The following is a 12,031-nucleotide window of genomic DNA, read 5'->3' as shown; positions in this document are numbered from 1 at the left end:
CGCGGCGTCTGGAAACGGGAAAACCAAAACCAGGCGGGAAACGCCGCTCCTGCGCGAGCACAATGGCGCGATCATCTCGCTAAAAACGCCCCAAACGGATCGCCCTCGAGCTTGCGCAAACCCTCCACCACGCGCGCCGCATTAAAGCTAGCGCCGGCGTCGTTGGTATGCGTCCTGGCATCGGCAAAAAAACCATTCACCGTGCCCGTACCGGCCGCCCGATACCCATCACTCACCAGCCCCGTCAGATCGACAAACTGCGCCCCGCCTGCGCGCGCCACCTGTTCGTCCCACTGCGCCACGAGCGCAAAATCGCGCCCCTTCTCCCACTGATCGCGATGCGGCACGGGCGAACACACGATCACATCGGCGCCCTTGGCGCGGGCCTGGGCTACATACATGGCCATATACCAGCCGAACGAATGCACCTGCTCCGCGCTCCCGTCAGGCCTGCGGTCCTCTACCGTCTCGGGCCCGGTCCCGGGTGCCGACGCGCGGTTCTTGTTGGCCGGGTCGCCCACGCGCCCACCATCGTTATGCCCGAACTGAATCAGCACAAAGTCGCCCGCCTTTACCTTTGCCAGGGCTTTGTTCCAGCGCCCTTCGGTAAAGAACGTGCGGCTGCTGCGCCCCCCGATCGCCAGATTGACGACGTTGAGCTTGCGCGCATCAAAGAACGGCGCAATACGCTCGCCCCAGCCGATGACGTCATTCTGGCCGCCGCCCTTGACGGTCGAATCGCCGACCAGGAACAAAGTGGGCAGCGTCGGATCGCGCGCCGTTTCGTCCGGCAGCGTAGCTGCGTCGACTACGGGGCGCGCATCTTCGGTCAGGCGAAGAAACGCTTTAAGCGGCGCGGGCAGCCCCGCCAACACCATGCGCGCATTCAGTTCAGCCCCGGCCAGGTTGGTATGCGTATGCTCGTCGGGCGTTGCCTGCGGGAACAGCTTGAGCACCGCGTCGCGGCCCAACTCATCGTATTTGCTGGCCACGGCCTCGTTCAGATCGATCAAGGCGAGGCCCTCGCGGTGCGCGACCTCGCGCGCCCAGCCGGCATGCTCGGCCAGGTTGCGCACCACCTTGCCGCCGGCATCCCAGCGCTTGCGCGGCACTAGTGTGGCGATGATGGGCGTGGCGCCCTTGGCGCGCGCATCGGCCACGTATTTGCGCAGGTACCAGCCGTAGGTATGCACGGTTTCGCGCTGCCCGGTCAGCAGGTTGTCGATCTGTTCGGCCTGTTCGCCGGTGCCGCCGATACTGGCGCGGGCGCGGGTGGCGTCGTTGATGGCGCCATTGTCGTTGTGGCCGAACTGGATGATGACGAAGTCGCCGCGCTTGATCAAGGCGAGCGTGCGCTCCCAGTGGCCGCCCGTCAGATAAGTACGGCTGCTCAAGCCACCAATGGCGCGGTTGACCACATTGATGCGGCTCGGATCGAAGTGCGCGGCGATCGGATTGCCCCAGCCCCACTGCCCCTGCGCGCCCTTCTTCTGGCCATCGTTGCGGCCATTGCGCACGGTGGAGTCCCCGATCAGAAACAGCGACGGCAGCGCCGGATTGGCCGGTTCCGGCAGGTCGATCTTCTGGCCATGGCGCGGATCGGTGTTGACGGCCGGCGCCAAGGCAGCCTGTGAACAGGCGCTCACGCAGCCGAGCAAAACGACAAAGGCAAGAGCGCGGCGCAGCGCGGGCAACAATGTGTGCATAACGTTCACGGTGGACAAAAGCCCTATTCTAGGCGACGCCTGCCGCTATGCCCATGCGTGCCAGAAACAATCACCGACATGAGCGGCAATCATGCGGGTGAGCAAAGCGCGGGGGGTGTGCTCAAGGGCGCGAAAAGCGATGACAATAGGCGTTTACTGTTGCGGGAATATGTATGAGATACCTTGTCGTGCTGGCCGCCCTGCTCCACCTGTCGCTCGCTGCCTGCGCATCCGAACTGGTGATGCCGCTCTGGCCCGAAGGCGTGCCGGGCGCTAAAGCGATCGGCGCGGAGACTGTGGCCGATGGCAAGACGGGTAACGTCAGCGTGCCAACGCTGACCATGTACGGCCCCGCCGTCGATAAGGCGAACGGCGCCGCCGTCATCATCTGCCCCGGCGGCGGTTACAGCCGCCTGTCGACCGAGCGGGAAGGGACGCACTATGCGGCCTGGCTTGGCACGCTCGGCGTGACCAGCTTTGTGCTCAAGTATCGCCTGGCGCAGTTTGGCCACCCCGCGCCCCTGCAAGATGTGCTGCGCGCGGTGCGGCTGGTGCGCTCGCAGGCGGGCAAGCTTGGCCTCAACCCGGCGCAGATCGGGGTGATGGGCAGTTCGGCCGGCGCGCATCTGGCCGCCAGCGCGGGAACGCTGTTCGACCATCCCCTTGGCCGCACCGGCGCCGCGTTGGATGCGGTCAGCGCGCGGCCGGACTTCATGATGCTGATGTACCCCGTGATCACGATGGCAGGACCGGCCGCGCATGCCGGTTCGCGCATGGCGCTGCTGGGCGGCGCGCCCACGCTCGATGCGGTGCGCCTGATGTCAATGGAGCAGCAGGTGAGCCCCGCCACGCCGCCGACACTGCTGGTGCATACCCAGGCCGACAAGACGGTCCCGGTCGAGAACAGCATCCTGTTTTACCAGGCGCTCACGCGCGCGGGCGTGCCGGCCGAGATGTATTTGTTCGAGCAGGGCGGGCACGGGATGGGCATGCGAAGCGGCCTGGGAACAGCATCCGCATGGCCGCGCAGGGCCGAGGAATGGCTGCGCGAACAATTGGCCAGGCTGCCGGATCGGTGACTAGGGCAAGTGGAACATGGGCGTGAGCGGCCACTCGCGCGGGCGGTTGCCAGGCTCGGTCTCCATCAAGTCCGCCATGTAATCCCACCAGCGCCGCATCACCGGGGAACTGGCGAGCGTCGCACTGGTGTCCCCCTCGCGCAGCCTGAGCACCGCAAACAGGCAATGCGTGGCGTCGTCGAGAAATATCGAATAGTCGTAAATTCCAGCGTCCGTCAGCGCCGCAGCCAGGTCAGACCACAGCGCCTCATGGCGCCTGCGGTATTCGTCGGCAGCACCGGCCTTGAGCTGCATGCGGAAGGCGCGCTGCGTCACTTGGCCATCTGCTTGAGTTCCGCCGCCGCCAGCATGAAGCCGCCCACGCCGTAGTTGTAGCTCGACGCCGGCCGGTAGAACGCAGGCTCGGCGCCCGTTTGCTGAATGCCCCCAAGGCGCCCGTCCGCATACACATGCTTCAAAATGCCGGCCCATGCTTTCTCGATCACCGGGCGATAAGTGGCGGCATCCAGATGGCCGTGATTGACGCCATACGCCATCGCGTACACAAACAGCGCCGAGCCGGACACTTCCGGCAGCGGATAGGTGGCCGCATCGAGCATTCCCGCATGCCACAGCCCGTGCGCGCCCTGCAGGGCGGCCACGCGCGCCGACATCTCGCGCAGCTGCTGCACGTAAAACGGGCGCTGCTTGTCGTCCGGCGGGATCAAGTCCAGCGTGCGCGCCAGGCCCGCCATGACCCAGCCCTCGCCGCGCGACCAGAACACCTTTTTGCCATTTGGTTCGCGCTTGCCGATGTAGCTGGCGTCGCGCGCGTACAGGTGCTCGGTCTTGTCGTACAAAAGCTCTGACGTCAGTTTCCATTGCGCGTGCACGTAGTCGAGGTATTTACGCTCGCCCGTGGCCTGGTACATCTTGGCCCATACGGGCGGCGCCATGAACAGCGCGTCGCACCACCACCACGGCAGGCGCGGGTCACCCGGCGCTACGGTTTTCATGCCGATCAGGTCATCAAGCTCCATCCTGGTCTTGCCAATGTACGAGGGCCGCTTGTCCTGCTGGTACAGCTCCAGATAGGTCTGGCCGATGCTCAGGTCGTCCGCATTGGGCAGCCGGTCGCGCAGCTGGAAGTCGAAATGCCGGCTCATGTCGAGCATGGCGTCGCGGTACTTGCGCTCCCCGGTCGCTGCCGATGCGGCCATAAAGCCGGCGTACATCACGCTCGAGGTCCAGATGCGGTCAAAATAGGGCCGCGAGCGCGCCAGCTGCCAGTCGGCTACCTTGCGCAGCGCCTTGTCGATGGCGGCCGGTTCAAGCCTGGCCGACAAGTCGCTCGCCAGCGGGCCGGCGTCGAGCGGCGCGTCGCCAAAGTGACGGCTGGTGTCCTTGTCGATGATCGCTTGCATGGCGTTCGTGGGCTGTGGGTAGCTTTGCGCGTGCAGCAGGCCGGCCGCCAGGGCCAGCGCGGCAAAGGAGACGATGTTACGGCGCGTGTTCATGTCAGCTTTTGTCCTGTTCTTCAAAACTCTTTTTAGACGGATCGACCTTGAGCGCGGGCGCCTTGATGACAGCAGCTGCGGCAGGCAAGCCGCGCACGCCGGTATCGTTTTCGAGGGCCACAGGCGAACCCAGAATCAGCTTCGCATCCGAAAACTGCCAGTCCACGGCATCCTGGATATGGCCTCCGCTGGCCGCCTCGATGTCCAGCCGGTCCAGCCGAAAGCGCTGCAGCGGCGCTTCCTTGAAGCCGCTCACCTCAAAGGCCGTGGTGGCGCCCCGGGCCGTGATGTCATGCAGGTGCACGTCATGAAAGCGCGCCATGCCTTGTTCCTTGGGCACCGGCGTGGCCAGTATCTTCCAGACTGCAGGCACCTCGGCCACGTTATCCGGAATCTGGGCGTAGCTGTAGCTCGGGTTCCAGTTCATCGTAATGCGCAGGACCACGGGCACGCCGCTCATGTCAAAGTGGTGCAGGCGCAGGTTCTCGCCAAAGCCACCGCGCGTATGGGCCGATTTGAACAGGATCCCGACCGGCACCTTGCCGCCCTTGACGGTGATGTTGTAGGCCTCGATGTTGCGAAAGCCGCCCGACGTTTCGCTGCCGAAGGTGAGCCCGGCTGCGGCGTCGCGCACGATCGAATTGCGGATCACGACGTCTTCGGTGGGGCGCGCCACGCGCAGGCCGTCCGAATCGCGCCCGGCCTTCAGGCACAGCGCGTCGTCGTTGACCGAAATGTCGGCGTTTTGCACCAGTATTTTGCGCGAGGAGTCGATGTCGATGCCGTCGGTTGATGGCCCGAGCCCGCCGTCGTTATTGCGAATCACGACCCCGTCGATGGTGACGTCTTCCGAAAAGCAGACATGCAGCGTCCAGAAGCCGGAGCGGCGCAGCAGCAGGCCGCCCCCCACTTTGACTTGCGACGATTTGTAGACCTGCACCAGGCGCGGCCGCTGTGCGTCGTAGTCCGAGGCCCAGCGCAGGCCGCGCGGCTCGTACGCCTTGCGCAGTGTCCAGTAGCTGTCCCAGAATACCTTGCCGTCGCCATCGATCGTGCCATCGCCGATGATGGAAGCGCCGGTTTGCTCATATATGTTGACCAGCGCCGCCGGCCAGTGCATCTCGACCCCCGCGATCCGGGTCTGCATGACAGGATAATCAGCGATATGCTGGGAACCCAACAGCGTGACTCCCTTGTCGATCTTGAGCGTGACGCCGCTCTTGACGAAGATGGAGCCGGTCAGGTACGTCCCCGCCTTGAAGATGACTGTCCCGCCGTTTTTGGCGGCGGCATCGATGGTACGCTGGATAGCGGCGGTGTTCATTGTGACGCCGTCGCCTTTGGCGCCATAGCGCGCGGTGCTGAAGGTGCCGGCGGCGCTGGCCTGGGCTACCATCATCAGCAGCGCGAAGAGCGAGCCGCCCAGGATTTTGTAACGTTGACCGTTCATTGGATTTTCTCTTCAATTAGTCGCACGGGGCCCAGCATGCCGGAGGGCTGGGGCTTAACCAGGGCAGTATCTTGCGGCTTGAAACGCTCGCCGTAGCGGGCCGCCAGCAAGCGGTAATCCGGCTCCGAGCGCCCTGCCCTGGCATTCAAGGCCAGGTTGGCCACTCGTACTTCAAGCTGGTTGCGGCCCGGGCGCAGCAAGCGCGTGATGTCCAGCACATAGGGCGGATGCCACAGGGCGCCGGCGCGCTGGCCGTTGACCAGCACCACGGCCGCCTCGCGCAGCGGGCTGTCGAACATGGCGCGCATGCCGGCCGGGACGGCGGGCGTGGCAGCCAGCGCCGTGCCAGGGCCAAAGTCGAGCGAGATGCGCGCGCCGGTCAACTGCGCGGCCGTCACATCAACGTCTCTGGTATAAACCGCCTCGCCCGAAAAATAGCGGGTGGCCGGGTTGTCCGTCCAGGACCGCAACACAGGCATGCGCGCGGCTGGCGCGCCGGGAAAGCGCAACTGCCAGTCGGCGCCCAGGTCGGCCAACTGCGTGGCAGGCGCCAGGCGCGGAGCCGGTACGCTGGCCTGCGGTGCTTCGCTCATCACCAGCACGCGCGACTCGTACGGCGCAAGCTTGAGCTGCGGCGCCAGCGCCGCGCCCGTCATGCTGCCGGTGTCGGCGTCCCACCAGGCGGCAAACTTGCGCGGCGTGCGAAAGTCGACGCGGGTGCTCACCTCATGGTTGCTGGTGTTGGCGATGAAGTACAGGTCTGCGTCGGCCAGCTTGCGGTGCACAAAGCCGATGTCGGCGGCGTGGCTTGAGATACGCAGGTCAGGGACGATGGCATTGGCCAGCGCCGCGCCCAGATCGGCATCGTTGGCCACGAACTGCACGCCGGCTTGGGCGAACAGCGCCTGCGAAGCCGCCTGCACCTTGGCCGAGAGCCGTTCAAAGTCGACCAGGCCCGGCGCCAGCGACGGCCTGCTGCCCACCGCGATGATCTTGCCGCCGCCGCGTACGTACTCGGCCAGCCTGGCCATCACGTCCGGCGCCAGGCGCGACACGTGCGGCATCACCAGTACCGGGTGCCCCACGCCCAGCGCCATGACCGATTCGGCATCGACATAGTCAAGGTTGTGGCCGGCGTCGAGAATTTGCGTGGTCAGCTCGGGCGTGACGTGCTTGTGCATCTCGGCCGACAGTGACGCCTTGCCAGGCAAGAAGGCGGCGTACACGTCGTCATTGGGCAGCAGCACCGCGATGTCGTTGGCCGGTGCGCCCTGGCGCATCAGGTAGCTCATACGCTGCAGGTAGCGGTTCACGTCGGGCATCACGGTCCACCACGGATTGTGCTCGTTGAGCACTGCAGCCGCGTAAAAGGAGTAGCCCGGTTCCGGCGTGCCGGGCGGCGTGTAGGGCCAGCCGTGGCCGACGAATTGGTTCACGCCTTGCAGCAGCATGCGGTCGGCTTCAGCCTTCATGTCGAGCGGGGTGGCAGCAAAGGCGGGCGAATTGAGCCAGGTCCAGGTTTCTGCCGAGATGACCGGTTTGCCGTACAAGTGCCCGGCCGACGTGGCCAGGCGCGTGAACGAAAAAGCGCGAAACTGCGGGCCTTCACCTTCGGGCAGCGCCACCAGGCGGCTGCTCGAGAGCGACACCGCCGGTTCGCCATAGGTCTGCGAGCGAAAACGCGTATTGTGCGCACGGGCCCAGGTGTCAATTGGCGTGAGATAGCGTTCGTTGACAAGTTCGGTCTGGGTCAAGCCCCAATCGCGCCGCACACTGGCGGCGGCGACGCCCTGCCCGCTCACGATAGCCGGCAGGTGCGGCGTGACATCGTAACCGCGGCGGCGCTTGAATTCGGCGATGAAGTCGTCGGTCCAGTCGGAGCCGTAGGCTTCCAGGCTGTCTGAAAAGACCGCATACGGCGGCTGCTTGCCGAAGGCTTTGAGCAAGGGCGCGGCGACCTTGTCGAGATGGTGCTCGACGGCGCTGCGGCTTAAATGGTCAAGCACGAAGCCTTCGGCGCCCAGCGCGGCGCGCTTGACCTGCTGGCCGGTGCGGCTGGCGATGTAGCTCACAACCACGCGCGCCTCTGGCGCCGGGGTCACCATCCCATCAATCAGCTTGAGGCCGGCGGCATCAAAGCTGGCGCTGCTGCCTTGGCCGATGAAGGTGGCGAGCAGCTTTTCGCCGCTCATGATGGCTGGCTGCATGGGGTTCGTTTCACCCGCGGGCAGCTCGGTGACCACGCTGCGCAGGCGTGCGGCGGCGTGGGCAGGCGCGATGTGCGGCCCGCCGTACGGCCAGCCGCTGGCCAGCGTCATGTCAACGCGCAGGTGGTTGGCGTTGGCCGTTTTGTTGGCAAAGCTGAGCGCGTCCAGAAATTCGCGCGACAGGTAAGGCGTGTTGTGAATACCCCGGGCAGGGTCGTCCAGCTCCATCGGGTACACGGGCTGGATTTCAACGCCGCCAAAGCCGCCCGCTTTCATGGCCAGGAGTTCGCGTTCGAGCTCCTGTTTATTGGCCGAAGGGCCGAACCACCACCAGCGCACCAAAGGACGCGTGTTGGCAGGCGGGGTGACAAAGCCCGCGGCCAGTTGCGCAAGGGACGGCGCCGGCGCCGGCGCGCCAGGACTGAGCGCCTGCGCGAGGCCGATGTGGGTGGACAGTACGACAGCTAGCAGCTTGGCGCTCTTCATTGCGCGTCAAACGATGCCGCTGCTGCTGGCGCCGGCGACTGCCGGACGCAGTTCGGCCTGTTTGGCGCGGTAGCCGCTGGCGCGGTAGCAGCCAACCGGATCGGCGGCGCCCCCCAGGCGCAGGCGGGCCATGGCCAGGATCGGACTGACATCGGTGCGAAACGCGTGCTTGAGCGCCTGCGCCGATTGCAGCACGTCGTGGTTCATCTGGTGCTGCTCGAGCGCCGCGCGGTCGACCAGGGCCGACTGCACAAAGGCGCGCTGCACTTCAATGGCGCTGTTCATCAGGCTTTCGATCGGGTCCGTCACGTTGTGCGACTGGTCCAGCATGTACGACGGCTTGAAAGCCGGCTCGCGCGCGGTGGCGTCGGCCAGCTCATTAAAGATCAGGAAAAGCTGGAACGGGTTGATGCTGCCCGAGTCCAGGTCGTCGTCGCCGTATTTGCTGTCGTTAAAGTGAAAGCCACCCAGCTTGCCAAACTGCGCCAGGCGCGCCACGATCATCTCGATGTTGGTGTTGGGCGCGTGGTGCCCCAGGTCGACCAGGCACTTGGCCTTCGGTCCCAGTTCGGTGGCGCAGGCAAAGCTGGTGCCCCAGTCGGCAATGGTGGTGGCGTAAAACGCCGGCTCGAACAATTTATGCTCGATGTACATCAGCCAGTCGGCCGGCAAGGCCGCGTAGATGCCGCGCATGCTGTCCAGGTAGCGCTCAAGCGCGCCGCGCAAATTGTGCTGGCCGGGGAAATTGGCGCCGTCGCCGACCCATACCGTCAATCCTTTGGAGCCGAGCGCGGCGCCCAGCTCGATGCATTCGATATTGTGCGCCACGGCTTGCGCGCGGGCCTCGGCGCTCAAGGCCGTCAGGCTGCCGTGCTTGTAACTGTGCGCCTGGCCGGCCTGGTCCTGGAAGGTGTTCGAGTTGACGCTGTCAAAACCCAGGCCGTAGCTTGCGGCGACCTGGCGCAGCTCCTTGACGTCGCCCGGCTTATCCCACGGGAAGTGAAGTGATACAGCTGGGGTGGCGCGCGTCAATTTCTGTATCACGCCGCAGTCTTCCATTTTCTCGAACACGTTGCGCGGCTCACCCTTGCCCGGAAAACGCGCAAAGCGCGTGCCGCCCGTGCCCACGCCCCAGCTGGGGAGCGCGACGGCGAAGGTTTGCGCGAGCGCGGTCAGCTTTTCGATGTCCTGGCCGCGGCGCGCCAGCATGCCGCCAAGCGCGGCGTAATCGAGTTCGAGGTCGGCGCGCACGCTGGCGTTGTGCTGCTCGATGCGTGCGCTGTCAATCAGTGTAGTCATGTGCTGCGTCTCCCGGATTTTTTATAGTTAGCGCGTGAAAGCGGCGGCGTTGCCGGCGTCGACGTTGATGATGTTACCGGTGCTCTTGCCCGCCTTGCTACTGGAGAGGAAGTATACGGCTTCGGCAATATCTTCGGGCAGCACGCTCAGTTTGAGCATGCTGCGCTGGCGGTAAAAGTCTTCCACGTCGCCCGCTTCAATCTTGTTCGACGCGGCCCGTTCTTCCTTCCACTTGCCGTCCCAGATGCGCGAGCCGCGAATCACGGCGTCCGGATTGACGACGTTGACGCGAATGCCGTGCGGCGCGCCTTCCAGCGCAATGCAGCGCGCCAGATGGATTTCGGCTGCCTTGGCGGTGCAGTACGCGGAGGCGCCGGCCGACGCCACCAGGCCGTTTTTGCTGGCCACGAAGACCATGCTGCCGCCCAGCTGCTGCTGCTTCATGATGCGAAACGAGGCGCGGCTGACCAAAAAGTAACCGGTCGAGAGGATCGCCTGGTTGCGCTCCCAGCTTTCAAGCGTGGTGTCTTCCAGCGGGGCTGACGAGGCGATGCCCGCGTTCGAGACCAGCAGGTCGATGCCGCCAAAGCGCAGCGCGGTGGCCTGCAAGATGCCTTCGACGCCCTCTTCGCTAGTGATGTTGGCGCCGATGGTGGCTACATTGTCCTTGCCGGCCACGTTGACCAGATGCGCATGCGCTTCGGCCAGGGCCTCGACGTCGATATCGGTCAGCATCACGCAAGCGCCCTCCTGCAGCAGCTGGCGTGCCACTGCCTGGCCAATGCCGCCGGCGCCGCCGGTGACCAGCGCGACGCGCCCGGCCAGGCTTTTTGGCTTGGGCATGCGCTGCAGTTTGGCTTCCTCCAGCAGCCAGTATTCGATGTTGAAGGCTTCCTGTTCCGGCAGGCCCACATAGGTGTCCACCCCGGCCGCGCCGCGCATCACGTTGATCGCATTGACGTAGAACTCACCGGCGATGCGCGCGGTGGCCTTGTCCTTGGCGAACGAGAGCATGCCCACGCCGGGAATCAGGTAAATGATCGGATTGGCGTCACGCACGGCCGGGCTGTTATCGCGCTTGCAGCGCGCATGGTAGGCAATGTAGTCGGCGCGGTAGTTGGCCAGCGCATCGTCCAGGCCGGCGACTAGGCGATCGATATCCGGATTGGCAGGATCGAAGTCGATCAGGAAGGGACGGATCTTGGTGCGCAAAAAGTGGTCCGGGCAGGACGTGCCAAGTGCGGCCAGCGGCGCCAGATCGGCGCTGCAGACAAATTCCAGCACGGCGCTGCTGTCGTCAAAGTGGCCAAGCTTGTATTCGTCCTTGCTGATCTTGCCACGCAAGACCGGCATCAGGCGGGTGGCCAGCGCGGCGCGCTCGGCGGGAGCCAGCGGCGCGACTTTGGCGCCACCAAACGATGGCTTTTTGGTGTTCGCCTGCAGCCAGCTTTCGGCGCGCTGGATGATCGCCAGCGTGGTTTCGTAGCAGGACTTGGCGCTGTCGCCCCAGGTGAACAGGCCGTGGCCTTCGAGGATGATGCCTTTTAATTTCGGCTGCGACTGCGACACCTGTTCGAGCTTGAGGCCCAGGTCGTAGCCCGGGCGCTGCCACGGCAGCCAGCCCAGTTCACCTTCAAAAATTCTGGCGGTGAGCGCTTCGCTGTTCTTGCAGGCGGCAATGGCGATCACCGAGTCTGGATGCATATGGTCGACATGGCGGCGCGCGATGTAGGCGTGCAGCGGCGTGTCGATGCTGGCGGCCCGCGGGTTCAGGTCGAAGGTGCAGTGCGGCAGGTAGGCGACCATTTCGTCTTCCAGCGCCAGGCCGCGGTAGCGGGCCTTGAGAGCATTGAGCTTGTCCATATAGAGCGTGGAAAAGCCGTCCATCTTGATGCTGCTCAGGTCGCCGCCGGAGCCTTTGACCCACAGCACTTCCGCCGGTTCGCCGCTGAGCGGATCGGTCATCGCTACCTTGGCCGACGTATTGCCGCCACCAAAATTGGTGATGCGCAGATCCGAGCCGAGCAGGTTGGAGCGATACAGCAGCAGCTCAGGTTCGCTCATGGTTGCTGCAACGCTGTCGTCCCACAGCGAGGTAATGGCTTGTTGTTGCTGCGATTGGTTTACCACCGTCATACGATCTCCGTTTTTGAATGTGTGAATGCGTTTTGCTGCATGCGCATGTGGATGCAATGCGAGCCCCAGCAAGTGCATTCAGTAGAATTCAGCACGGCAGTCAGTGTCAATCAATCGGCGATCACGATACTGATTAATCGGCGAATAATCATTTTGTTGATTGGTTTGGATA

The 12,031-nt window shown here is 64.7% G+C and carries 8 protein-coding genes; 1 reads left to right on the top strand and 7 read right to left on the bottom strand.

The genetic code is table 11. The features are described from left to right. Nucleotides 1-71: 71 nt before the first annotated feature. A complete protein-coding gene (locus ACP7D4_RS11555; protein ID WP_426209202.1) occupies nucleotides 72-1,706 on the bottom strand; it encodes a GDSL-type esterase/lipase family protein in 1,635 nt (544 codons plus the stop codon). A gap of 173 nt (nucleotides 1,707-1,879) precedes the next feature. Here ACP7D4_RS11555 and ACP7D4_RS11550 point away from each other — a divergent pair, with 173 nt between their 5' ends. Continuing rightward, nucleotides 1,880-2,785 (top strand): alpha/beta hydrolase, encoded by a 906-nt coding sequence (locus tag ACP7D4_RS11550; protein WP_426209201.1) that lies wholly within the window; start codon nucleotides 1,880-1,882, stop codon nucleotides 2,783-2,785. On the opposite strand, the gene ACP7D4_RS11545 is transcribed toward ACP7D4_RS11550, so the two are convergent. The 6 genes from ACP7D4_RS11545 to ACP7D4_RS11520 are packed head-to-tail and all read right to left on the bottom strand — an operon-like array spanning nucleotide 2,786 to nucleotide 11,859. Beyond that, nucleotides 2,786-3,079 (bottom strand): L-rhamnose mutarotase, encoded by a 294-nt coding sequence (locus ACP7D4_RS11545; RefSeq protein WP_426104561.1) that lies wholly within the window; start codon nucleotides 3,077-3,079, stop codon nucleotides 2,786-2,788. A 17-nt stretch (nucleotides 3,080-3,096) separates the two neighbouring features. Continuing rightward, on the bottom strand, nucleotides 3,097-4,281 hold the full coding sequence (locus ACP7D4_RS11540) for a glycoside hydrolase family 88/105 protein (protein ID WP_426209199.1): 1,185 nt from the start codon (nucleotides 4,279-4,281) through the stop codon (nucleotides 3,097-3,099). Between the two features lies 1 nt (nucleotide 4,282). Beyond that, nucleotides 4,283-5,731: a glycoside hydrolase family 28 protein gene (locus ACP7D4_RS11535; protein WP_426209197.1), complete on the bottom strand. Its 1,449-nt coding sequence runs from the start codon at nucleotides 5,729-5,731 to the stop codon at nucleotides 4,283-4,285. After that, nucleotides 5,728-8,424, bottom strand: coding sequence for a tRNA(Met) cytidine acetyltransferase TmcA domain-containing protein (locus ACP7D4_RS11530; protein ID WP_426209195.1), 2,697 nt, complete (start codon nucleotides 8,422-8,424; stop codon nucleotides 5,728-5,730). The genes ACP7D4_RS11535 and ACP7D4_RS11530 overlap by 4 nt, the downstream gene beginning before the upstream one ends. Before the next feature lie 6 nt (nucleotides 8,425-8,430). Beyond that, entirely contained in the window at nucleotides 8,431-9,723 is a 1,293-nt protein-coding gene (gene rhaI, locus ACP7D4_RS11525; RefSeq protein ID WP_426209193.1) for an L-rhamnose catabolism isomerase, read from the bottom strand. Between the two features lie 27 nt (nucleotides 9,724-9,750). After that, complete coding sequence (locus ACP7D4_RS11520) at nucleotides 9,751-11,859, bottom strand: bifunctional rhamnulose-1-phosphate aldolase/short-chain dehydrogenase (protein ID WP_426209192.1); 2,109 nt, start codon at nucleotides 11,857-11,859, stop codon at nucleotides 9,751-9,753. Nucleotides 11,860-12,031 lie beyond the last annotated feature (172 nt).

Origin of the sequence: Massilia sp. TWP1-3-3, from assembly GCF_049897805.1 — a bacterium.
In the GTDB taxonomy this organism is placed as follows: Bacteria; Pseudomonadota; Gammaproteobacteria; order Burkholderiales; family Burkholderiaceae_D; genus Telluria_A.
The sequence above is the reverse complement of the archived record's forward strand: the minus strand, read 5'-3'. Positions and strand labels throughout refer to the sequence as shown.